Annotated in this window: 25 protein-coding genes; 11 read left to right on the top strand and 14 right to left on the bottom strand. The window is 63.1% G+C overall.

What is annotated here, in order from left to right:
* Positions 1–23: 23 nt before the first annotated feature.
* A complete protein-coding gene (locus ACI0FO_RS25660) occupies positions 24–1457 on the top strand; it encodes an MFS transporter (RefSeq protein WP_416031410.1) in 1434 nt (477 codons plus the stop codon).
* A gap of 113 nt (positions 1458–1570) precedes the next feature.
* Positions 1571–1879 carry a hypothetical protein gene (locus tag ACI0FO_RS25655; protein ID WP_416031408.1) on the top strand — a complete coding sequence of 103 codons (309 nt, stop codon included), beginning with the start codon at positions 1571–1573 and terminating at the stop codon, positions 1877–1879.
* 7 nt (positions 1880–1886) lie between these two features.
* On the opposite strand, the gene ACI0FO_RS25650 is transcribed toward ACI0FO_RS25655, so the two are convergent.
* Both ACI0FO_RS25650 and ACI0FO_RS25645 read right to left on the bottom strand, forming a co-directional pair.
* Positions 1887–2144, bottom strand: coding sequence for a hypothetical protein (locus ACI0FO_RS25650; RefSeq protein ID WP_416031406.1), 258 nt, complete (start codon positions 2142–2144; stop codon positions 1887–1889).
* 169 nt (positions 2145–2313) lie between these two features.
* Positions 2314–3954 (bottom strand): intermembrane transport protein PqiB, encoded by a 1641-nt coding sequence (locus ACI0FO_RS25645; RefSeq protein ID WP_416031404.1) that lies wholly within the window; start codon positions 3952–3954, stop codon positions 2314–2316.
* A gap of 173 nt (positions 3955–4127) precedes the next feature.
* On the opposite strand from ACI0FO_RS25645, the gene ACI0FO_RS25640 reads away from it, so the two are divergent.
* Entirely contained in the window at positions 4128–4619 is a 492-nt protein-coding gene (locus ACI0FO_RS25640) for a GNAT family N-acetyltransferase (RefSeq protein WP_416031402.1), read from the top strand.
* On the opposite strand, the gene ACI0FO_RS25635 is transcribed toward ACI0FO_RS25640, so the two are convergent.
* Positions 4616–4924 (bottom strand): carbohydrate isomerase, encoded by a 309-nt coding sequence (locus tag ACI0FO_RS25635; RefSeq protein WP_416031400.1) that lies wholly within the window; start codon positions 4922–4924, stop codon positions 4616–4618. The genes ACI0FO_RS25640 and ACI0FO_RS25635 overlap by 4 nt on opposite strands.
* Before the next feature lie 66 nt (positions 4925–4990).
* On the bottom strand, positions 4991–5848 hold the full coding sequence (gene kdsA, locus ACI0FO_RS25630) for a 3-deoxy-8-phosphooctulonate synthase (protein ID WP_416031398.1): 858 nt from the start codon (positions 5846–5848) through the stop codon (positions 4991–4993).
* Between the two features lie 258 nt (positions 5849–6106).
* On the opposite strand from kdsA, the gene ACI0FO_RS25625 reads away from it, so the two are divergent.
* A complete protein-coding gene (locus tag ACI0FO_RS25625; protein WP_416031395.1) occupies positions 6107–7324 on the top strand; it encodes a hypothetical protein in 1218 nt (405 codons plus the stop codon).
* An 11-nt stretch (positions 7325–7335) separates the two neighbouring features.
* On the opposite strand, the gene aqpZ is transcribed toward ACI0FO_RS25625, so the two are convergent.
* Both aqpZ and ACI0FO_RS25615 read right to left on the bottom strand, forming a co-directional pair.
* On the bottom strand, positions 7336–8049 hold the full coding sequence (gene aqpZ / locus ACI0FO_RS25620; protein ID WP_416031393.1) for an aquaporin Z: 714 nt from the start codon (positions 8047–8049) through the stop codon (positions 7336–7338).
* A gap of 286 nt (positions 8050–8335) precedes the next feature.
* Positions 8336–8728 (bottom strand): VOC family protein, encoded by a 393-nt coding sequence (locus tag ACI0FO_RS25615; protein ID WP_416031391.1) that lies wholly within the window; start codon positions 8726–8728, stop codon positions 8336–8338.
* 201 nt (positions 8729–8929) lie between these two features.
* Here ACI0FO_RS25615 and ACI0FO_RS25610 point away from each other — a divergent pair, with 201 nt between their 5' ends.
* Genes ACI0FO_RS25610 through ACI0FO_RS25590 form a run of 5 tightly spaced genes read left to right on the top strand, consistent with a single transcriptional unit; the run spans position 8930 to position 11524 of the window.
* Positions 8930–9313 (top strand): PAAR domain-containing protein, encoded by a 384-nt coding sequence (locus ACI0FO_RS25610; RefSeq protein ID WP_416031389.1) that lies wholly within the window; start codon positions 8930–8932, stop codon positions 9311–9313.
* 4 nt (positions 9314–9317) lie between these two features.
* The gene (locus ACI0FO_RS25605; protein WP_416031387.1) at positions 9318–9824 is read left to right on the top strand and encodes a DUF4123 domain-containing protein; all 507 of its coding nucleotides are present in this window, start codon (positions 9318–9320) and stop codon (positions 9822–9824) included.
* On the top strand, positions 9814–10170 hold the full coding sequence (locus tag ACI0FO_RS25600) for a hypothetical protein (RefSeq protein ID WP_416031386.1): 357 nt from the start codon (positions 9814–9816) through the stop codon (positions 10168–10170). The genes ACI0FO_RS25605 and ACI0FO_RS25600 overlap by 11 nt, the downstream gene beginning before the upstream one ends.
* A gap of 6 nt (positions 10171–10176) precedes the next feature.
* Positions 10177–10803 (top strand): restriction endonuclease fold toxin 5 domain-containing protein, encoded by a 627-nt coding sequence (locus tag ACI0FO_RS25595; protein ID WP_416031384.1) that lies wholly within the window; start codon positions 10177–10179, stop codon positions 10801–10803.
* A 10-nt stretch (positions 10804–10813) separates the two neighbouring features.
* A complete protein-coding gene (locus tag ACI0FO_RS25590; protein ID WP_416031382.1) occupies positions 10814–11524 on the top strand; it encodes an immunity 52 family protein in 711 nt (236 codons plus the stop codon).
* Positions 11525–11579: 55 nt separating this feature from the next.
* On the opposite strand, the gene ACI0FO_RS25585 is transcribed toward ACI0FO_RS25590, so the two are convergent.
* On the bottom strand, positions 11580–12569 hold the full coding sequence (locus tag ACI0FO_RS25585; RefSeq protein ID WP_416031380.1) for an ISL3 family transposase: 990 nt from the start codon (positions 12567–12569) through the stop codon (positions 11580–11582).
* The gene (locus tag ACI0FO_RS25580; protein ID WP_416031378.1) at positions 12538–12798 is read right to left on the bottom strand and encodes a transposase family protein; all 261 of its coding nucleotides are present in this window, start codon (positions 12796–12798) and stop codon (positions 12538–12540) included. Before ACI0FO_RS25580 ends, ACI0FO_RS25585 begins: the two co-directional genes overlap by 32 nt.
* 246 nt (positions 12799–13044) lie before the next feature.
* On the opposite strand from ACI0FO_RS25580, the gene ACI0FO_RS25575 reads away from it, so the two are divergent.
* Positions 13045–14052 carry a Bug family tripartite tricarboxylate transporter substrate binding protein gene (locus ACI0FO_RS25575; protein ID WP_416031376.1) on the top strand — a complete coding sequence of 336 codons (1008 nt, stop codon included), beginning with the start codon at positions 13045–13047 and terminating at the stop codon, positions 14050–14052.
* Between the two features lies 1 nt (position 14053).
* On the opposite strand, the gene ACI0FO_RS25570 is transcribed toward ACI0FO_RS25575, so the two are convergent.
* The 6 genes from ACI0FO_RS25570 to ACI0FO_RS25545 form a co-directional block, all read right to left on the bottom strand.
* Positions 14054–14638 carry a glycerol-3-phosphate responsive antiterminator gene (locus ACI0FO_RS25570; protein ID WP_006225339.1) on the bottom strand — a complete coding sequence of 195 codons (585 nt, stop codon included), beginning with the start codon at positions 14636–14638 and terminating at the stop codon, positions 14054–14056.
* A 2-nt stretch (positions 14639–14640) separates the two neighbouring features.
* The gene (locus ACI0FO_RS25565; protein WP_416031374.1) at positions 14641–16197 is read right to left on the bottom strand and encodes an FAD-binding oxidoreductase; all 1557 of its coding nucleotides are present in this window, start codon (positions 16195–16197) and stop codon (positions 14641–14643) included.
* Positions 16194–17873, bottom strand: a complete 1680-nt coding sequence (locus ACI0FO_RS25560) for a glycerol-3-phosphate dehydrogenase/oxidase (RefSeq protein WP_416031372.1) — start codon at positions 17871–17873, stop codon at positions 16194–16196. Before ACI0FO_RS25560 ends, ACI0FO_RS25565 begins: the two co-directional genes overlap by 4 nt.
* Entirely contained in the window at positions 17870–19411 is a 1542-nt protein-coding gene (locus ACI0FO_RS25555; RefSeq protein ID WP_416031370.1) for an FGGY family carbohydrate kinase, read from the bottom strand. The genes ACI0FO_RS25560 and ACI0FO_RS25555 overlap by 4 nt, the downstream gene beginning before the upstream one ends.
* Positions 19408–20865 (bottom strand): MFS transporter, encoded by a 1458-nt coding sequence (locus ACI0FO_RS25550; protein ID WP_416031368.1) that lies wholly within the window; start codon positions 20863–20865, stop codon positions 19408–19410. The genes ACI0FO_RS25555 and ACI0FO_RS25550 overlap by 4 nt, the downstream gene beginning before the upstream one ends.
* Before the next feature lie 283 nt (positions 20866–21148).
* On the bottom strand, positions 21149–21598 hold the full coding sequence (locus ACI0FO_RS25545; protein ID WP_105557648.1) for a hypothetical protein: 450 nt from the start codon (positions 21596–21598) through the stop codon (positions 21149–21151).
* Between the two features lie 309 nt (positions 21599–21907).
* Between ACI0FO_RS25545 and ACI0FO_RS25540 the strand changes: the two genes are divergently transcribed.
* Positions 21908–23143 carry a molybdopterin-dependent oxidoreductase gene (locus ACI0FO_RS25540; protein ID WP_416031366.1) on the top strand — a complete coding sequence of 412 codons (1236 nt, stop codon included), beginning with the start codon at positions 21908–21910 and terminating at the stop codon, positions 23141–23143.
* Positions 23144–23150 lie beyond the last annotated feature (7 nt).

The raw sequence follows: 23150 nt of genomic DNA, 5'->3' as shown, positions 1-23150 counted from the left end.
TTTAAATAACACCGGAGACCGTTGTGGCCGTCAGCACAACCCCTGATTCAAGCGCTTCCTGGGCTGATCTGCTGCATGGCGCCAACGCGCTGCGCTCGATCGCGCTGGCCGGCGGTGTGGCGCTGCATGCCATCAACGTCTATATCGTCACCACCATTTTGCCCAGCGTCATCCAGGACATCGGCGGCCTGGGGTACTACGCCTGGAACACCACACTGTTCGTCGTGACCTCCATCATCGGATCGGCCTTATCTGCCAAATTGATTGAAACCCTGGGGCCGCGCGCCGCCTACCTGCTGGCCGTGGGCATTTTCACCGCGGGCGCGGTAGCCTGCGCTCTGGCGCCGACCATGCCGGTACTGTTGGCCGGCCGCAGCATCCAGGGCTTGGGCGGCGGCATCCTCTTTGCCCTGAGCTATGCGCTGATCCGGCTTGTGTTCGATGCGCCCCTCTGGTCGCGCGCCATGGCGTTGGCGTCGGGCATGTGGGGCGTGGCCACGCTGTGCGGGCCGGCGATTGGCGGCATCTTCGCCCAGACCGGCCACTGGCGGTTGGCGTTCTGGGCGTTGCTGCCCGTTGCTGCGGCGCTGGCACTGATCGTGGCGCTCAAGGTGGGCGGCCGGTCGTCGGTGCCCCCTGCCCCGCCCTCGACGCTACCCCTGGGTACGCTCGCGCTGCTGGTGACTTCCGTGCTGGCCGTGACGCTGGCCAGCCTGTCGACGGACCTGGGCTGGAACCTGGCCGGCATCGCGGGGGGACTGGCGCTAGCCATGCTGATCGCCAAGGTGGACTCGCGCGCCAAACGGCGCCTGCTGCCAACGGGCGCCTATTCCGTGCGCGCGCCGCTGGGCGCGTTGTATGCCGTGATGTGCCTGGTGGTGGCCGCCATCACGACCGAGATCTTCGTGCCGTACTTCCTTCAAGTGATCCACCGGCTGTCGCCGCTCTCGGCAGGCTATATGACGGCGGCGATGGCAGCGGGCTGGACGTTGGCGGCCATGCCCAGTTCCACGCGCACGGGCGCGGCCGCCGATCGGCTGGTGCGCACGAGCCCCGCAGTGATTCTGGCGTCGCTGATCGCCCTGGCCATCATGACGCCGCAGACCGGCATGCTGTCATCCGCGTGGGGCCTGGCGGCCTACATCGTCGCGCTGGCAGGCGTGGGGTTCGGCATCGGGCTGGCGTGGCCGCATCTGCTGACCCGGATATTCAACGCGGCGCCCAAGGGCGAAGAAACGCTGACATCGTCCTCCATCACCACGGTGCAGCTCTACGCGTCGGCCGTGACCGCCGCGTTGGCGGGCGTCGTCACCAATAGCGCGGGGCTGGCGGATCCCGGCGGCGTCGACGGCGCGCAGCACGCGGCGCGGTGGCTGTTCGCTGCCTTTGCCGTCGCGCCGATGCTGGCATTGTTGTTGCTTGCCCGCGTGACGCCGCGCACGGCAGGCAAACCCTGAACCCGCCTGGTACCAGCGAATGTTCGAACATCGCGGCTGGAATCCGCCAAACGCGGTATGGAACGTCACACGGGTCTTTGCTACGCTGACGACACCTGAACAGGGTGACGTCCATGAGCAACAAGATCCGACTGCTTTGCGTTCAACCTTCCTCGCTTTCGGCGCGTTTCGCCTTCATGGCGATCGCCTTCAGATGGTCGATGGGCGCCACGCCACGGCCGTCGCGCCTGATGATCGGGCCGCACGAATTGGAGCCGGTCGGCGCGGAATCCGCGTTCTGGAAATTTGCGTTACGCCATGCCCTGCTGGGGCAGTCTTTTTTAGTGACGCGCGGCAGCCACTGGGACGTCGCCGCCTCGGTCGACGGCGACGAAGTCCGGGCATTCGGGCGCAAGTTCGCCCTTAGCCAATGTTTGTATTGACGTCCCGCTAGACGCCGAATTCGCGCTTACGGTGGAATGCCGCCAACTCTTCGGCCGTCCAGCGCTGCCGCGCCTCTTCCTGACAGCAGGTGCGAAAAACCAGCGCACCGACTTCCAGGAAACGCCTGACATCCGCGTCCGAGAGTTTGGCCTGCACTTGCAACAGGCAGTCCGCATAGGCCGAGAGTATGCCGTCCCAACCGTCGACCTTGCCCGGCGCCACGGGCTGCGAGATCATGCGCACCATCATTTCATTGTGGTCCATGCAATTGTCCCCACTCCGATACCACGCCAGCGCCCATCCTCCAGCGGCTGGTCGTCGGGCGCTTGCAGCAAGTGCCGTGCCCGGACTCGTCCCGGCATGCCCGCCGGCCCACTGCCGACATTGCGGCAAGCGTTCGGCTTCGAGTGAAGAAAATACCGCACGCACAGCGCTACCGGCCGCTCGTCGCATCCCGCGCCCTGCCCTTGAGCAACGCTTCCGGATTCGTCTGTAGGTAATCGGCCAGTTCCCGCAGCGACCTGGCCGCCCTGGCCAATTCGCGCAATGCGGTGTCCGTGCTTTGGGGCAAGGCGGAATCCGGCGCCACCAGCCCGCCAACCGCGGCTAGCGACCGGTTGGCCTGCCGCAGCAAGGCCTGTGCCTCGGGCGCCAATTGCGTGTCCATCCGCCTGACCAGACTCGATGCCGCACGCAGCGCCCCGCTAAGCTCGGCCCCGATCGCGTCGAACGGCACGCGGTCGAGTTTGGCCACGATGTTGCTGAGCTGTTGCTGCAATTGATCCAGGTTGTTCGGCACGGTCGGGATGAAGGGCTCGTCCTCCATGGTGAACGTCACCGGCTTGGCGTTCGGAAACTCGACCATCGCCACATACAACTGGCCAGTCAGCAGGTTGCCGATGCGCAGCTGTGCGCGCGTGCCGCGCTTGATCAGCGCCGCCAACAGTTTGCCACTGGGATGGTGCAGGTCGGTTCCGACGTACTCCTTGATCTCGCGGACCGTCTCCCCACCCAGGCGCTCGGGATAGAGCGTGGCGGAGACGACGGCGTAGAACAGCTGGGTGGTCCGGTCGAAATCCAGCTTGATCGCGTCCACCTTGCCAATCGTTACGCCGTAGGCATCGATGGGCGCGCCCACCACCAAGCCGCGCACCGACTGGTCGAAACGCATCCGGATGCGCAGCGGCACGCCATCGGGTTCCGCGCGCGCCGCCTCTTCGTTCGGATAGATGGCAAACGTCGCACCCGCCGCTGCCGGCTGGGGGTTGCGCTGCTCCTGCGTATCGAATGCCACGCCACCGACGACCACCGACAGCAGCGATTGCGAGCGCATCCGCAGGCCGCGGGCATCGACACTGAAGTCCACGCCGCTGGCGTTCCAAAAGCGCGTGCCCGCATTGACATAGGCATCGTTAGGGGCATCGACGAACACCTGCACATCCACCCCTTGCCCGTCGTTGGACAAGCGGTACCCCACCACCTGGCCCACGGCGATCCGGCGGTAGTAAACGGGCGACCCGATATCCAAAGACCCAAGGTCCCGGGCGTGCAGCGTGAAGCGTTTGCCGGCGCGGTCCTGAGCGACCTCGGGCGGTACTTCCAAGCCGGTGAATTCGTACTGGCTTTTCGCCCGCGGCGCGTCCTTTTCCCGGTGTCCCGCCGGATCCAGGCCGATATAGGAACCCGACAGCAACGTGCTCAAGCCGGACACGCCGCTTAGCGTCAGGCGTGGCCGGACGACCCAGAACACCGTGCCTTCCTGCAGCAGGCCGCCAGCGCCTTTGTCCAGGCGCACCGTCACGTCCACCCCTGACCGCTCCGGATTCAGGGCCAGGCGTTCGACCAGTCCGACGGCAAGCTCTTTGTAGCGCACCTGAGTCTTGCCCGCCTCCAGCCCTTCGGCCGTCTGGAAATGGATGACCGCCGTGGGACCCGCGTTCAGCCAGACCTGCAGCACCAGCAGCAATCCGCCCACCGCCGCGACGATGGGCACGAGCCAGATCCAGGAGAGCCGCCGCCGCTTGCGCGGCAAGGGCGATAGCGTTTCACCAGCGGCAGAACCAGACTCAGCCATAGAGGACGATCCCCATTGTGTACATGTCCGGACGCGAGGGCGGATTCCTCCGCCAGGGTCGCGCCGCGCTCCACCCAGCGCAAGTGGGGAGATTCCCGGTGACCCGGCCCACGCGCGCCTGCAACCCCGCTCATTAGCGGGTAGCATGGCCGTCCTATTTGGAGGAAGTCAACGTGAATATCACCATCCGTCCCGCCACGCTCTCGGATGCAGCCCAAATCTACGCTTTCATCACCGAACTGGCCGTCTACGAGCGCGCCGCGCACGAAGTCATCGCCAGCGCCGATGACGTCGCCAGCACCTTGTTCGCCCCGCAAGCCCCGGCCAAGGCGTTGATGTGCCTGGCGGACGGCAAAGCCATCGGCTACGCCGTGTATTTCTACAGCTATTCGACCTGGCTGGGCAAGAACGGTATCTATCTGGAAGATTTGTACATCACGCCCGAACATCGCGGCATCGGCGCCGGGCGCGATCTGCTGCGCCATCTGGCGCAGGAAGCCGTGGCCAACGACTGCGGGCGGCTGGAATGGAGCGTGCTGGACTGGAACAAACCGGCAATCGATTTCTACCGGTCCATCGGCGCGTTGCCCATGGACGAGTGGGTGCGCTACCGCCTGACCGACGATGCGCTGCGCGCCTTTGCCGAAGGCCGCCGCGCCGCCTAGAATTCGGGCAGATCGAACAGCGTGTGCAGGGTGGAACTGGGCACGGGCACGGATGCGAGGTGCTCGCGCCCGTCGTCATCGACAAGCACCCGTACCGGACGCAAGGCCACACGGGTGCCTTCCACGCTGAAGGCGGTTTCAACGTCCCCGCCATCCTTGATGACTTCGATGACTTCGGACGCCGCGGCGGTCACGGGTTCGGTGACCCAGCCGGGCACGCCGCGTTCGGCCTGGCCCCAACGCACATAGGCGATATGCCCGCTGACGGGTTCTTTTCGAACGGCGACGATCACATGCAAAGACATCCAGGCCTCCCTAACGTGTGGCCTGGATCGTATAACAAGTTGACGTAGTCGGGATGACAGACAACGTCACGGCTCGATGTCGATGGGGGCAAAGGATTTCACCAAGTCATCCAGCTGCTTGAGCTGCGTCAGGAAGGGCTCCAGCTTGTCCAGCGGCAAGGCGCTGGGACCGTCGCACTTGGCGTTCTTGGGATCGGGGTGCGCTTCCAGGAACAGGCCGGCCAGGCCCACCGCCATGCCGGCGCGCGCCAACTCGGCCACCTGCTCGCGGCGCCCTCCGGATGCGGCATCCAACGCCGATCGCTGCTGCAACGCGTGCGTCACGTCGAAAATCAGCGGGCGGTTTCCCGTCACCTTTTTCATCACGCCGAAACCCAGCATATCCACGACCAGGTTGTCGTAACCGAAGCTGGTGCCGCGGTCGCACAGGATCAACTTGTCGTTGCCGGCTTCGGTGAACTTCTCGACGATGTTCAGCATCTGGGTCGGGCTAAGGAACTGGGGTTTCTTGATGTTGACCACGCGTTGCGTCTGCGCCAGCGCCACGACCAGATCCGTCTGTCGCGCCAAAAACGCGGGCAACTGCAAGATGTCGGCCACTTCGGCCACCGGCGCGGCCTGCCAGGGCTCGTGCACGTCGGTGATGATCGGCACACCGAACTCTTTCTTGACCGCCTCGAAGATCTTCATGCCCGCTTCCAGCCCCGGGCCACGGTATGAGTGGATGGACGAGCGGTTGGCTTTGTCGAACGACGCTTTGAACACGTAGGGGATGCCCAGCTTGCGGGTTACGCGCTGGTATTCCTCGCAGGCCCGCAGGGCCAGATCCAGCGATTCCAGCACATTGATGCCGCCAAACAACACAAAGGGGCGATCATTGGCGCAAGGGATCGACGGGGAAATAACGACTTCTGGGGCGGTCATGGTGAAGGAATCCTGTAGAGATAAAGCAGGTGACAGTGCGTAATGTACAACCTGCCCCGCCCGCTTTTCACCTTGCACCGCGTATTCCCCGTCGTTGCGGTGCTCTCGGCGGGCACCCGACCACGAGCGCCGGGCTTTCCAACTTACCGTTTACCGAGCCGGGGCGTTATCGCTGGACGTCATGGGGTTCACTGGCCACAATGACCCGTCGCGGAGCGCCGTCGCGCTGTCCGGCACTTGAATCAAAGGCGAGCTCTTATGGGTTTTTTGGACATTTTCTTCAGGCGTAAGCCCTCGCCGGACCAGTTCGCCAAGTTGTTCGTCGCCGCGGCGCGGCGCGAAGGCTTCGCGCACGCGCTGACCTACAAGGCGGATGAATTCCGGCTGCTGCTGGGCGAAGGCTCGTACTTCAATCTGCACAATGCCTACCACGCCTACTGCAACACCCAGGGTGCCGCACAGAAGCGCGCGCTGCAGGGGTTCGTATCGGCGCTGTCCAGCAGCGCGCAAGGCACGCCGCAGCAGGCTTCGGTGGCCCGGCCGATGCTCCGACCCGTGATCCGAGGCCGTAGCGCGCTGGAAGACGTGCGCCTGAACCACGTCCGCACGGAAGGCAATGATTCGGCATTCCACCCCGCCTTCCGTCCCTTTGGCGACGATTGCGTCGTGCTGCTGGCGCTAGACCATCCGGATGCCATCTCCACACTGACCAATGGCCCGGAGGCCGCATGGGCGTTGACCTTCGAGCAGGCGCTGGCGATCTCGATCGACAACCTGCGGGACGCGCCTGACCACTTTTCCGAATTGACGCCCGGTGTCTTCCGCGGCGGGTGGGCGGACGGCTACGACATCAGCCGCGCCCTGCTTCCCGACATGCTGGAGCGTGTGCCGGTGCGTGGCCGCCCCGTGTTCATGATGCCGACCCGCGACGTGCTGCTGGTTACCGGCGACAACGACGACGACGGACTGACCGCCATGGCGGAATTCGGCCTTCAAGCCTTGCAACAGGGACGCGTCGTCAGCGCGCACATGTACCACTATGACGACCGCCAGCCCGTGCGTTATCAGCCCGCCAGCCCAGCACTGGCGCATCGCCTGGCGCATCTGGGGCGGCTGCTGGACAAGTCGGAATACGACGCCCAGAAAGAAGCCCTGGACCATATCCATGAAGAACAAGGCATGGATATCTTCGTGGCGAACTACAACCTCTTCACGCAAGACGACGATCCTGCCACATCGTTCTCGCTGGCATCATGGACCCGGGGCGTGGACACGTCCCTGCCCAAGGTCGACCGGCTGGCGCTGGTGCGCCCGGACGGCGACGACAAAATTGGCGACGTCCGGGTGGTGTCCTGGGAACAGGCGGCGCATTTGCTGGAACCCCTGCTGTCCGAAGAAGCGGGCTATCCGGTCAGGTACCGCACGCTCGGTTTTCCTGCCGACGCGCAGTTGGCGCAGCTGGACGAGGTGCCCTAGCGCGTTGCGGGTTAGCCCTTTTCCGCCGCCGAATCGCTGACCAGGCGATAGGCGACGGCGCCGAGAATGGCGCCGGCAATCGGGGCGACCCAGAACAGCCACAGTTGCTCGACCGCCCATCCCCCCACGAACAGCGCCGGCCCGGTCGAACGCGCCGGATTCACCGACGTGTTGGTGACAGGGATGCTGATCAGGTGGATCAGGGTCAGCGCCAAGCCGATCGGGATGGCCGCAAAACCGGCTGGCGCGCGCTTGGACGTGGCGCCAAGGATCACAAACAGGAATCCCGCCGTCATGACGACTTCGGTTACCAACGCGGACAGCAGCGAATATTTGCCAGGCGAATACGCGTCGTAACCGTTGGCGGCAAAATGGCTGCCCTTGAGGTCGAAGCCCAGCTTGCCGCTGGCAATGCACGCCAACACCGCCGCCGCCACGATCGCGCCCAAGACCTGCGCGATCACGTAGGGCAGGATCTCCTTGGCGGGAAAACGCCCTCCCGCCACCAGGCCAACCGTGACCGCCGGGTTGAAATGCCCGCCGGAAATATGGCCCACCGCGAATGCCATCGTCAGCACGGTCAGGCCGAATGCCAGCGCAACGCCCGCGAAACCAATACCCAATTCCGGGAATCCGGCCGCCAGCACGGCGGCGCCGCACCCGCCCAGCACGAGCCAGAACGTGCCGAAAAATTCCGCGCCGCAACGCTTTGAAAGCGAATACATGTCAACTCTCCGAATAGAAAAGTCCAAGGTATCTCGCAACGGCGATGATGACTTTAAAGAACTGAAAATCTTGACAGTTCTTATCCGAATCGGCTCAGCGCCGGCGCATTGCTGACGGTAAGACGCCGGCCGGAATCCGGGGATCGTGCAAACGGGCGATGCCTGAAAGCACGGGCTTCTCGCGCTGCCCGATACGGCTCTTGGCGGCACAAACCCCAGCCGCCCCCGTCGCGCGGTATTGTTGCCGTCCGGCGGGCGGCGACCTGCGCGGATCCGCCTTGGCGGATCAGCCGTGCACCGGCGTGCACAGCTCCACGAGCGTGCCGTCCGGGCAACGCAGATACGACACAACCTGGCCCCAAGGCTTGGCCGCCGGCGCGCTGAGTTCGGTGGCGCCCAGCGCAACCGCCCGCGCGTGCGCGGCGGCGACATCGTCCGTCACGAACGCCACTTCCATGCCCAGCGGCTTCGCGGAGGACGACGCTTCGACGTGTCCGGTGGTGAAATTCATAGCGCCCAATTCGTGCGCGGCGAACGACAGCGTGGTGTCGCCCGTGTCGAGTTCACCGTATGTCTGGGATTCGTGCAGGAACCTGCGCGGGAAACCGAACGCGCGTTCGAAGAACGCCAGTGACGCCGCCACGTCGGGCACATAAACGATGGTGTATCCAAACTTCATGATTCGCCTTGCATGGGTAAGCGGGGCTTGCGACACCGCGGGGTGGAATGACAACGCATTGAATCAAATTACTGGATAAATATGGGTCTTCGCCGATCTGTGTGGGTATGAGAAACGCCGGGATTTGAATAATCAGATTCCCAGTGGCAGCGACATTTTTCTAAGAATGCAAAATTGGTCTCCGATGATGACGGAGGCTGCATGTCTGAACGAGCCATTATCCGAAGAGGGGATCGAACTTCGCACGGCGGCACAGTGGTAGAAGGCCACCCCACTTCGATGCTTCTCGGACGGGAAATCGCCCTGGTGGGCCACAAGGTCGTGTGCCCGAAATGCAAAGGGGCCTTTCCCATCTTGCCCGATCCCGGGCGCAATCATTCCTTCATGGGCAACGACACCGCCGTAGAAGGGATGCGCACCGCATGCGGCGCGGTGTTGATCGCCTCGCAGATGGTGGCGCGTATCAGCGACGCTGAGGGATTGTCTGAGCCCGCTGGTAGTCCAACGCCGCAGAGTGAGGCGCTCTGCCTGGAATGCCTGGAGTCCGCCGCGCGCACGGCCGCAACGACCGTGGCACGAGGGTAGTAGGGTGACGGCTCAAGTAGAGGAATACCTGGCCACTCGTCAACAGCAGACGCCTTACCCATTGCGGCTCTACGGCCTGGTTGACGGACTGCTATACGCCGAGATCGCGGCCGATCAGGCTTTGTTCCGCTCCGCATCCTGCGTCGCATTGTTCGACGGAACGCCAGACGAGGCGCTGGCTGACGCTGGCCCTTGGTTGCTTGACTGCACGGGCGACCGAGATTCTCATATGGCTCCGCTGCAACGGCTGGGCGACAGCGCGGTGGGGTGCCTCTGGATTTTCAGTGGTTATGCAGTGGACGACTTGGCGCTAGCGTTGCGTGCGCGACTAAATGTGCGCATGCCCAGTGGCTCTACCGCTCTACTGCGCTACTACGATGCAAGAATCACGGACGAAATCGCCGTACTGCTGACGCCCGCTCAACGAGCTTCGTTCTTTGCGCCCGCGCAAGATTGGCTGGTGCAACGTAACGGACAACTTATCAGGATTCACCAGAATCATGGAGCTTGAGCTCACGCCACAACAGGTCGAAGGCCTCTGCGCGATTGACGCAAAAGGCTTTGTTCAGACCGTCAAACAGGACATCCTGCGGGACTATCCCGGCCTCGCCCCAGCCGGGCTAACAGAGCGACTTGCTGCGGCATTGGCACAGGCACGTGCCATGGGAATTAAAGAGGACGCAAATCTGGTTGATTTCCTCAGAACCGAAGCACTGGTGCCGGGGTTCTACAAGCAACCTGGCTTGCGTCGCTGGATGGACAAGCCTGGACGCCCGGCTGATCAACGATTTCATGACTTCATGCAGGTGATGCGATGGCAATTGCGCCATAGCGCTGACTCGCAAAAGACGGAGTAAAGCAACATGCCAGGACCGTTGGCAATTCCCATAGCAGGCTGGATCGCAGAGGCCATTGCGGCAGCGCTCGCGCGCGCCGCCGCAAGCGCCGCAGCGGGCGCGGTACTGGGCGGGGTGGCCACCTTGCCGGGCGATACGCCGCGCGAGGACAGTGAAGCCAAGCCCACTGATCGCGCCTTACCTAGAACCGGGGAACCATGTAAGAAGTGCCCGCCTGATCTCGGGATGAAAGTCAGGCGCCGGCACGGCGTGAACTGGAACGCCTACGCATACCAGGCTCGGGTTACCGGGTACGACTACGACACGGAGTACTGCCTGTGGAGTGATGAATGGAACTGGATCGGGGTTGCCCTTGGCACCCCCTTTGATATCGACTTTGACGGCTTTATATCGGCGCAGTGCCTGCTACAAGAGGCCAAAGGCGATTACGATCAGTTCGTGCTAGACAATGGCAAACCGGCAAAATGGTTCGGCGGATTTGTGGACATGGAAGCAACTGTCCGTCGGCAAGCGCGTGCCGTTAGGGCGAACCCTCCGACCAAGCTGATGTGGTACTTTCAAACTCCTAAAACACGGGCGATGATGGCCTCGGCGCTTGAGATAAACGGCGTTGCATCCACGTACTTTCCCTAAGAGTTGCACTATGGAAATAAGATCTCAATTTCGAGACAAGTCGCTCAGGTCAGACGATTTCGCCGAGATCCTGCGTCGTCTGCAAATCATCACATCGGCGATGGCTGAAAAGACCACGGATTTAGGTTCATGGTATTCCCAAGGCAACAGCCTTGATGAGGCGTTTCTATATCCTGCCTTTGAAGGCGGCGCAGCATCGCCTGCGCTGCTTGCGGTACTCAAAGAAAAATATAGAAAAGATGCGACCGACACCCACGTGGCTCTCTGGGATGGCAACGAAGATGACAACAAGGGAGCGTCAATTGCGTGTCACGTTGGTGACAAGCTCTTGCCTGACGCCCTCAGCAGTACTCTTTACGATGAAAAGCTGTTTGATTCCGTGTCGTCGATCAAAGACATTGTCTCGACCATTGTTGAGGTGTTCTTCCCGTACTACGTTTCCATCTTTCCAAATGGGTATGTTGATCATAAAGTCTTTGACGACAAACCTGGCGTGGGCTGGATGCTGTACCTTCCGCAAGTGATTACCGCCCAGCAAGTGCCGGAGGCTCAGGCGCTGATTCCCGTGCCCGCCGCCGGAAAGAAGCAGACGGGCACCATCATCGTCAGCACCGCCAACGAGGTGTTTTCGCTGGAAAATCCCAGCCACGTCGAGTTGGCGAACCATATCGAGATGCGTCTGGTGGACCAGGATTTGTTGCCGCGCTACGCGGACCTATAGCTCCTGGCGCGCTGTGTGCCCGGCAGCAGCGTTGTGGCAATGCGGAATCTCACAGTCAATGGGAGATATCGAGCTTGCCATAATGAAATAGGATGCCCTGCACGAACCGGTTCTTGTTTCGGTAGCCACGAGCCTTCACTCGCATTACTCGGATCTGGCTATTCAGGGCTTCAGCTCCGGCGTTGGACACCTTCAAACGCATAGCATTGAGAATGCTCCAGAGCCGCGCCTCGATCTGATTTGCGACTCCGCGTAAGCCTGTGATGCCAGTGCTGCGCGCCGCTTCGATCCACACCTGCCACGCCTTGGCCGACTGTTTCGGGTGATAGCCCGTATGCCATATCCCGCGCGCCTTTTCTTTGAGCATCCAGGCCATAGCCGTGTCCAACAAGCTGGCCGATAACGCCTGCATGCGTGCACGCGCCAAGTCTGATAAATGCGAGCCGCGCCGTAGCCAGTCGTAGCGGCTGCGATGGATATCTCGGCGCAACCCATAATCAACCCGATGCAACTCGCCCTTGCGGGTATTATCTACGGCCTCGCTGAGCGCCTTGGCCACGAGGAAGTGATCAAACGCCACTTTCTCTGGGGCATCAGGCAGGCTGTCCAACGCAGCCTTGATATACGCGCCACTCATGTCCATGGACACCGATTGCAGTTGCTTGCAACGCCGACGCCCCAGCGCTTTGAAGTACCGGCGCAGACTCTCGGCCGCTCGGCCATCTTCCACCGCGAGCACGCGCTGCGCCGACGAGACGATTGTCACGTAATCCCGCCCCTTGGCAAACGCCACTTCGTCAACACAAATGTGGGTGTCGCTGGCGACGCGGCGCCGAAGCAGCCCCCGGGTTACCGCCCGACGCAGAATGCCGTCGATCGCGCTCCAACTTAACCCCAAGCGGCGGCTGACCGCGTGGATCGTCATCTCACGCAACCAATTCAGCACCATCATCTCAAACTTCTTAGTGTAGCGGCTGTGGCTGCTGGCCCAGGCGATGCTCACTTGCACACAGCTATGCTCCGGGCATTGCACCCGAGGGAACATCGGCTTCTATCCACGTCTGATACTCGCAGGTATCCAGGTGCCGCCAACGGCGCGCTCGACTGTCGTATCCAGGACAGATCTGCCGGCAATGTGGGCATCGCAATGGGCTGCCCGGCTCCGGACTGATGAACACCGTTATGGTCTTCAACGCCTCGCTCACCGTCACATTCACCACCCGCCACGGCTTGCGCAGACCGAGAATTTTCGCGTAGAGATTCGCATCGTTCATGCGCATATTTAACCGCAATTACGCGCTTCTCCCCTCTTGGCAGACTTACCCACACACTTCGGCGAAGGCCCATAAATATCCAGTCAACAATGCCGATTCAATCACCCCGTCAAATTATCTTTGACACCATGTCAACCGTAGACAGCATTGTCAAAGAAACGCCTGAAGACAAGAATCGCAGGATAAGCGCGATGGCGTCGGGGCCTCTCCCTGGCGGACAAACGCGCAACTTCCGGAGACAAGCCCATGACCGCGCACGCCCCTAGCCTGCCGCGCCGCCAGTGGTTCAAGCAAAGCGCCTGGAGCCTGGCCGCGCTTAGCCTGCCCCGTGTCGGTTTCGCCCAAGACGCCTGGCCAGCCAAACCCATCAAAATCGTGGTGCCCTATAACGCTGGCGGCGCCACCGATATCGTGGCCCGGCTGGTGGCCGAACGGCTGTCCGCCGCAGTCGGACAACCGGTGCTGGTCGAGAACCGCGGTGGCGCGTCCGGCATCATGGGCACCGACGCGGTCGCCAAGGCGGCTCCGGACGGCTATGCCCTGACCGTGTCGCTGAGTTCATCGCTGTTGTTGAACCAGTTCCTGTACAAGAGCCTGCCCTACGATACGGGCCGCGATCTGGTGCTGATCTCGCAAATTGCGATGGCGCCCGTGACCCTTGTGGTGCACCCGAGCGTGCCCGCCCGCAACGGCCCGGAACTGCTCGATTACGTGCGCCGCAACCCGGGCAAGCTGGCCTACGGTTCCTGGGGCGTAGGCTCCTACGCGCATCTGGGCGGCGCCTACCTGAGCGAAACGCAACGGGCCGACATGACGCACATCGCCTACAAGGGCGAATCGCCGATGCTGCAAGACCTGATCGGCGGGCGGATCCAGATGGCATTCGCCAGTGCCCTGGGCGCCAAACCCTACGTGGATAACGGCCGGCTGGCACTGATCGGCGTTACCGGCGAACAGCGCATGCAAGTGCTGCCCGATTCACCAACCCTGGCCGAGCAAGGCCTGACGGACGACGCCTACCGGGTGGTGGGGTGGGTGGCGATCGCGGCACCCATCCAGACCCCCAAGCCCGTCGTAGCCCGCTTGGCCGGCCTGATGCAGACCATGACGCGCACGCCGGACATGCAAGAACGCCTGAGCGCGATGGGTTTCATCGCGCTGGGCAACACGCCCGAGGCGTTCCTGGCCAACTACCGGGGCGAGTATGCGGTGTGGCAGGAACTGGTGCGAAAATCCGGCGCGCAGCTGGACTGAGTCAGCCCTTGAGTTGACGCGGGTCCAGGCTCCATAGGGCGTGGTCGCTGGTCGATACGCCCACCGCGCCGTGCTTCATTGCGATGCCGATATCCGTCTGGTTGCAGACGAATCCCGAAGCCACGATGGGAGGCAGCGCCTTCAGGTCCTGCTCTGCCATGTGCGTCAGCATTGGCGCCGGCATCAGTTGAACCAGATTGGGGTCGCTTTGCTCCAGGGCCTTGACGCTGCGCGGCCAGGTGGAACGGTCGGTCACGAACACCTTCTGCATCGTGACCATGCCCGCCCGGTTCGCGCGTTGGATGGTGGCCACCCGCGTGGACACCAGACTGGCCACGCCGATGTCCGCCAGGTATTCCACGCCGCCCTTGTCTTGCGACAGGCCTTCGCAGCTGTCTATGTTCACGATAGCGAACTTACCCGCCCGGTTCAGCGCCGCGATCACCGGCGCCAGCTTGCGCAATTCGACGTTGGCGACGATGCCAATTTCGGCCACGCTGCCCACGAAGGTATTGATCTGCTCAAGCCCGTACATCGTCGCAATGACCGGATGACGCGCCAGACATGCCCCGAATGACCTATCCATGGTTATCGATCTTCCTGACCGTAAAAGCGCTGGTCGCTTAACCCCAGCTTGCCTGGGTTAAGGATATTCTGCGAATCCAGCGTGCGCTTGATCGCGCGCAGCACGTCGAAGGCGCCGCCCAACGATTCCTGCATGTACGGCGCCCGCAGCAGGCCCACCCCGTGATGGTGGCTAAGCGCGGCATTATATTTAATCAACACGGCGTTGGCCGCATCCCAGGCGGCGCGATACCACTGGGCACGCCGCTCTACTTCGACTTCGCCGCGCAATGAAAAGTACAGGCAGGCACCGTCGACATAGGCGTGCGATTGGTGCGCCGAACCGGCCAGCGTGCCGGGCACCGCGTTGACCGCGGCCACCACCTCGGCGTAGATGGCAGGCAGGTCGCTCCAGCGGCCCGCCATTTCCAGCGTGTCGGCCACAAAACCAGGGCTGCGCTTGAAACCTTCGGCGCTCTTGCCGGTCAGGTAGCGGGTTTCAAGCCAGCGCTCGAAGACCGCCTCGCCATCCAGTTTTTCGCCCAGTTCCTCACACACGCCCTGGCTGATTGCCATGACGGCGTCCACGATCTGACGCGCGCCTTCGTCCGCCACCAGCAGCACGTTCAGGTCGGGCCGGTTGAATTGCACACCGCTTTCCAGCTCGTCGTACAGCCGCAGCGCCGCCGGGTTGGCGCCGCGCTGCATGATTTCGCGGCACGCGTCCAGGCCGATGGCGAACGTCTTGAAGCCATACGCGATGGCGCGGCCGTAATCCGGCAGGCGGTGCAGCTTCAGGCGCAGGCGCACGATCACGCCCAGCGTGCCTTCCGACCCGATGAAGACCTGTTGCAGGTCGGACCCTACCGCCGCGCGCGAGTACCCGCCCACGGTGATCAGGCTGCCGTCGGCCAGCACCACGTCCATGCCGAAGACCATGTCTTCGATCTTGCCGTAGCGGGTGGACAACTGGCCTGCGCCACGGCACGCTGCCCAGCCACCGACGGTGCTGATGCCAAACGACGACGGCCAATGGCCCATCGTCAGGCCATGCTCTTTCTGGATCGTCTCCTCGAACACATCGCCGAACATGCCGGCCTCGACCTCGACGATCTGGCTTTCACGGTCCACGCCGATCAGTTTGTTCAATTGGCAAACGTCCAGCACGATGCCGCCGCGCACGGGCAAGGCCGCGCCCGTGACGTTGCTGCGGCCCGCCGACACGGTGACGGGAATGGCGTCCGCATTGGCGATACGCATCACGGCCTGCACCTGCTCTACCGTCGACACCTTGACGATCACCGCCTGCGGCGTAGCGGGCTTGCCGCCCGTTTCCGACACCATCGATGCCGCCCACCAGTCGCGGGTCCAGGCCACGACGTTGGCGGTGTCGGTCAGGACCTCGTCCGCCACCTGCCGCAAAGCGTCGACCCGCGCCTCCGGCACGCGTACCGGATCGCGCTGCATCCCCGGTTCCGTGCCGGCCGTGCTTAGCGCTGCGACATAAGCGGGCGGCGTATGCGCGCCCACGACATAGTTGCCTCGGTTGTAACCGCGCTTGATGGCTTCTTTGCTGATCATTCCTTGTCTCCCATGAGTACGGATTTTTCGTGCTTGACGGCAGCCAGGTAGTCATTGACCTGCTGCGTGATGCGTTCGGGCGCAAGGCCCAGTTCGGTTTGCAGGATCTGCCCCACTCGCGCCGCGGCCAGCGCCGATGCGTCGCGTGCCATCAGGCGGGCGCGCATCCGGCGCGACAGCACGTCTTCGACCGTCGCGGCCAACTCGTGGCGCACGGCGTAGAGGACTTCGGCCTCGGTATAGGGCAGGCCCTGGACAATAGGCGCCTGCAGCGCCGGCGACGCCTGCATCAAGTCGCTGACAAAACGCGCCTCGGTGCCATAACGTTCGCCCAAATGCGCCGACATGCCGCCCGAGGCCACGATGGCCTGCGGGTCGTAACCGGCCGCGCCAAGCAGGTAGGCCTTCTTCGTCTGGCAAGGGTTGCGCTGGCCGATGACCCGCTGGGCGGCGTCGATCGTTTGCTCGGCCATGTGCCGTGACGTGGTCAGCTTGCCGCCCACGATCGTGACCAGGCCATCCGCGCTCACGCGGATTTCGTGGTTGCGCTTCATCTCCAGCGTCTTGCCGCCCGGCGGGCCGACCAGCGGGCGGCAGCCGGCGATGCTGCCCACGACGTCCTCGGGCTGCAGGTCCGTCTTCAAGGCGGACCGCGCGCCTTCCAGCAGGAAGTCCAGCTCGCGGCGCGTGCAATAGACATCGTCCAGATCGCCGTCATAATCTTCGTCGGTCGTGCCCAGATAGGACACGTTGCCCCACCGCGTAATGGTGGCGCGGCGGCTGCGGCCGGGCACCGGAATGGTGACCGTGCAGTCGTTGCGCACTTTGAGCCAGGGCACCGCCACATGCACGCCTTTGGCGGGACGCACCTGCAACGCGGACGCATCGCCCCGCTTCGCCCCGCTCCAATCACGCAACCACACGCCGGTCGCCATGATGACCACGCCGGCGCGCGCGCGGATCTCTTGCTGGCCGGCCTGGACGATCACACCGTCCACCTTGCCCTGCGCGTTGCGCGTTACCTCGATCGCCTTCGCGTGATTGATCACCGTCGCGCCATGAAAGGCCGCGGTGCGCGCCACCGCCAGTGTCAGGCGCGCGTCGTCCACCCGAGCATCGAAGTACAGGAATCCGCCTAACAGCCCTTCTTCCTTGAAGGTCGGGCAATGCGATAGCACTTCCGCGGCAGTCAATTTCTGATGCAGAATGCCTTCGCGCCAGCCGCCCGCCATGTCGTAGGTCCACAGCAAACTTTCAAAGGCCTTGGCCAGGCGCTTGTCGAATACCCCGTCGCGCTCCAGGATCGGAAACAGGAACGGCAGACGCTGCACCAGATGCCGCGCGTTGCGGCGCAGGCGTTGGCGTTCATGCAAGGAATGCCGCACCAGGCCCAGATTGCCCTGTTCGATGTAGCGCAACCCGCCATGCACCATCTTCGACGACTTGGAAGACGTTCCTGACGCGAAATCGTCCTTCTCGATTACCGCCACGCGATAGCCGCGCAGGCTGGCATCCAACGCCGCATAGGCGCCCGTAATGCCGCCGCCCACGATCAGCATGTCGTACTGCTCACTGCCCAACCTGTCCAATTGCTCTTGCCGCATCAGACGTAATGGCTCGGTGTTCGTCATATCGGCCCGGTCCTTCCTGGGCTTTCTGGATAGCCAACCGATCATTTGTGCAACGCCTCCTCTTTTTCCTGCTTGAACTGCTTGACGTGGCCCAATTCAGAACCCACCCGCGCATGCCACAAGGCCCGTCGCCGCGCGCGCTCTTGCGCGTCGATGGCCGGTTCGAATACCGCGTCCGTCGCGATGGTCTGGCACGCCTCGCGTAGCGAGGGCCACAACAGCCCGGAAGAACCCGCCAGATACGCGACGCCGCGCAAACTGGCCCGATCGGACTCCTGCATGCGGCGAATGGGGATGCCAATCAGGTCCGCCTGAATTTGCAGCAGGGGATCGCTGCATGACAGACCGCCGCCCACCACCAGTTCCGATACCCGCACACCCGACACGGATTCATCCGCTTCGATGCAGCTGGCCACGGAATGCGCGATGCCTTCCAGAATGGCGTAGGCCACTTCGGCCTGCGTCGTTGCCATGGATACGCCAGTCAGCGACGCGCGCGCGGCCGCCTCCATCCGGGGAACGCGCAGCCCCGTCAGGGCCGGCACGAACGTCACCCCTTGCGAGGAGTTCACCGTGGCGGCCAGCGCACTGATTTCGCGCGCATCCGCAAACCACTTCAGCTTTTCGCACACCCAGTTCAAGGCCGAGCCGGTTGTGGCCACAAACGTCTCGACGGCGAAATGCGACACCCCGTGCTGACGCCGGGCGGTCATCGTCAATGCCCCCTCGGACAGGCCGGAATTCGCGGGCGGCTCGGGCCCGATGATCAGGTCCACAAAGCTGCCCGTGCCGTGCACGCACATCGCCTGCCCGCGTTCCAGGCAGCCCAGGCCGATAGCGCCCACATGCTGGTCGCCTGCCGACGCCAGGATCGGCACCTCGATGCCCAGCACGTCTGGCCGCGTCCGCCCGAAGTCGTCCGCATCCTGCCGCAAAGCCGGCAAAAGTTCGAACGGAAAGTCCAGCGCCTGCGTCCACTCGAGGTAGTAGCGGTGATCCGCCAGCACATAGGCCCCGGCCGACGTGGCGTTGGTGGGCGTGGTAACGACCTGCCGCTGCTGCGAGAAATGCCACAGCAACCAGCTGTCCACCGTACCGAACGCCAAGCGCTTTTCGCGCCAGGCGCGCGCCACTTCCGGCGTGTCCCGCAGATGGCGCGCCGCCCAGAGATAGAGCGACCGCACCCCCACCGGACGACCCACGAGATCCCGCAGGCGCGCATCCCACGCGGGCGCCAATTGGTCCAGCTCGTCCACGAAACGCGTGTCCTGCCAGACCATGGCCGGCACCAGCGCGGCGCCCGTCTGCGTGTCCCATAAGATGGCGGTAGCGCGCTGCGTCGCCAACGCCAGCGCGACGATGCGCTGCCCTGCCCGTTCCGCTTCTGCAATGGTGGCCCGGCAGACGCTGATGGTCTTTTCCAGGATCTCGTTGGCATCCTGTTCCACGACGCCGGGCCGGGGCGTGTCGACATGCAGCGTCAGATATTCCAGGCAGGACACATGTCCATCCGCAGACACAGTGGCCGCCCGCGTGCCCGACGTGCCCTCGTCAATGGCCAGAATCACATCGTTGTTCGTCATCGCGAGGCTTTCCCAATGGCAGGGTCCAGGGCGGCCAGCGCGTCATCGTCCTTGAACTGCGGCGCGCCGGTTTCCGTGTCGGGATTGATGGGGGTGCGAGTGGGGTCCCACTTGATCACGAAGCAGATGATGCTGGCGATCAGGGGCACCACGGACAAGATCAGGAAGGTCCTTTCCAGGCCGTAGTTCTCTCGGAAAATAGGAAACACCAGCAAGCCGATCGCCGCGCCGGTAGAACCCAGCGCCCCGATGATGCCGTTGGCGCCGGCCCGCAACTCGCTGCGAAACGACAGCGACGACAGGCTCTTGCCGTTGGCGCCCGGGCCGCCGGAGTGGAACAAGATGAAGAGCGACGGCAACGCGACCGCCAGCCACAGCGGCATTTGCCCATGGAACGTGCCCAGCACCAGCAGGATCACGAACACCATCGCGAAACCGAATGCCGACGCGCGCCGCAGTCCCAGTTTGCGCCCGATGTAGGGGGACAGGAAGCCGCCGAAGATCCCGAAAATGTTGAACACCAGCGCACCGATCGTCGCGTAGATGAAGTCCTTGCCGAACAGCGCCGCGCTGATCAACGGCAGGTACCAGCCCACTGCAAAGTACTGAATCGACTGGCCGATCTGCACCGTCGCCGCCAGGATCGTGCGCGGCAGGTACACGCCGCGAAAGATCAGCAACACGTTGGCCAGTCCGCGCTTGGCCTGGTTGGTAACCGGCACCCGCTCCGCCAGCGGCGCGGCGGCGAACGCCTGCCCGTAGATCCGCGTCATCGCCTGCGCGGCCTGCTCGACCCGTTCCTTGCGCGCCAACCAGATGGGGCTTTCGACCATGTAGCTAAGCTGCAGCACCAGGATGACCAGCGCGAAAATCGCGGTCGCGCCGACGGAATAGCGCCAGATCGAATCGCCCACATCCCACGAAAAGAACAGCATCGCCAGCAGCAGGTTGGTGCACACGGCCGTGTACCACATGCCCTGCCAGGTATTCAGGCGGCTCTTGAACTTGACGGGCGTGAACTCGGCCAGCACCGCCATGGCGATGGCGAAGTCGATGCCATACGCCGCCCCCACGAAGAAGCGGCCCGCCAGGATGACTTCGAAATTGGGCGCAAACATCACCAGCCCGGCGCCGATCACCGCCAGGAACTTGGCGATGATCAGGGGACGGATGCGGCCCCAGCGATCGGCCATCCAACCGCCGATCGGGTTGAATGCAATGGCTACCCAAGAGGCGAACGAAGTCATTAACGCGACTTGGCCCGCCTTCAGGCCCAGATCACGCGTCATCGGCCCTAAGCCCGCGCTTAATGCCGAATTGGCAAACGCATCCAGGAACAGCCCACCTAGCGCCAGCCACCAGATCAGGCCAGCGCGGCCGGCAATGCCGGGGCGGGAATCGATAAAAGCGATGACATCGTCGATGCCACGTATTTTTACGGTCGATGATTGCACAGTCGTCTCCTCTTGGAATTATTTCTGTAAGAGGTCGACGCAATCTGCACGCGATAAAAGACCACCTTACAGATGGTCTTTTATCTAAATCTGTGCGGTGACTTTATGGGCTGCGCGAGGGGGTGTCAAGCAGGTTGGGCATCAGGACAAACCCTGTCCCGATGGGTTTTCCGGGTGCGCCGGATGGGCAGCTGCTGGCCCTGTGGAAAGCGGTATTAAGGTATGCGGATGCGAATCGGGCAGCCGTATTGGCCGCCCTTTGCCGGGCGCTGATTATCTCGGGTCAGGCGCCCATCAGAATGCCGAGGCGGCTATTCCAGGTATCGCCATACGCTTTACCGATGACGGGAATATGGATCAACGGCCTTTTAAGGTCGTTGGTGGAAAAGGCGAAATGGACATTCCTGAACGCCAGCCCGCCATTGCCGGACACCTCGGTCCATTTCAACTGCCATTGCCTGATGTATGAAAAGTCTAGGACCTCACCCGGATCCTTCGCCCCCGACACCATGCAGAGTTTTCTCGTTTCGGGATCAAACGCAATGACAACTTTCTTGGCCTTATCGCTAAGAATCAGTTCGCTGTCGACATTGGTTTCGGGGAAAGACGTGCCGAGTCGCTGGTTGTGTTCGCGAAACTTCGCCAGCAACGCTTTATGCCGCTTTTGTTGACGGTGGATTGCCCAGGCGATCAGAGCAACGATGGTTACGACGATAGAGATTAAATCAAACATGGCACTGTTTTTCCTTGGCCTATGGAAGCTGTATCGGCATTAACGGCAACCGGAGCGGAAAACTTGAGCGTCGCGTTGCGTTGATTCAGTGCTTTCCAGGCTGCCCATGACCGGGATCGAAGGACGCCGAGCCGCTGCTTGAACGCCAGCCTCATCGGAAGACGTGCGCGGACTGTGCGGATAACGCGATTTTTGGAACGGCCGCTGCATGACGCCGCAACAATTAATGTGGCCGTCAGCTAGCCCGGCGTAGCCTGATTCGACGGCACCGCAAGTCGCCGGGTACTGGAAAACAACGAGGAGACAAGCATGAGCACATTCGATCCGGATGGGCGCCGGCGCTTCCTGCGCCAAGCCTGTACCGTGGGCGCGGCCGGCACGCTGGCCGGCCATGCCCTGGTCAGCCTGGCCGCGCCGGCCGCCGTCACGCTGCCTTTCGCAAACGGCGAGCGCGACTTGATCGCCTACCCGCAGAAGCGCCCCCTGATCCGCCAGACCTCACGGCCGCCGCAATTGGAAACGCCGTTCGAGGTGTTCGACGACAGCCTCATCACTCCCAACGACGCGTTCTTCGTGCGCTACCACCTGGGGAACATTCCCACGGCCATCGACCCTGCTACCTACCGACTGCGCGTCGGCGGGCTGGTCGGCACGCCATTGGAGCTGTCGCTGACCGACCTGAAGCAGCAGTTCGGTGACCCCGTCGAGCTGGTGGCCGTCACCCAATGCTCCGGCAACAGCCGGGGCTTTTTTGAACCGCGAGTGGGTGGAGGCCAGCTGGGCAATGGCGCGATGGGCAACGCCCGCTGGGTGGGCATTCCGCTCAAGCGCATCCTGGAAAAGGCTGGCATCCAGGCCGGCGCCCGTCAAATCACCTTCGAAGGCCTGGACCGCCCCGTACTGCCTGGCACCCCGGAATTCGTCAAGGCGCTGGACGCGGCCCACGCCCTGGACGGCGAAGTCATGCTGGCCTACGCCATGAACGGCGCCGACCTGCCCATGCTCAATGGCTATCCCGTGCGGCTGGTGGTGCCCGGCTATTACGGCACCTACTGGGTCAAGCACCTGGCCGACATCAAGGTGCTGAACACCGAGTTCGACGGCTTCTGGATGCAGAAGGCCTACCGCATTCCTGATAACGACTGCGCCTGCATTCCGGTGGGAAAAGCGCCAGAAAAAACGCGCCCAATCGGCCGCTACAACGTGCGCAGCTTCATCACCAGCCTGACCGACGGCGCCCGCGTGGCCAAAGCCCAACGCGTGCCGGTGCGCGGCATTGCCTTCGACGGCGGCCGCGGCATTCGCGACGTGCAATTCTCGGCCGACGGCGGCAAGACCTGGCGCCCCGCCTCTCTGGGCGAGGACCTGGGCCGCTATTCCTTCCGCGAGTGGCACGCCGAGTTCACGCCCGAGCAGGCCGGCGCCTATGTGCTGAAGGCCCGCGCCACCAATACGGCGGGCGAAACCCAACCCTTGGACCCGCTGTGGAACCCATCCGGGTACATGCGCAACGTGGTCGAAACTGTGCGCGTCGACGCTGTGTAAGGAGTGC

Source organism: Achromobacter marplatensis, from assembly GCF_049060505.1.
Classification (GTDB): Bacteria; Pseudomonadota; Gammaproteobacteria; order Burkholderiales; family Burkholderiaceae_B; genus Achromobacter; species Achromobacter marplatensis_A.
This window is presented reverse-complemented; position numbering and strand designations above follow the sequence as displayed.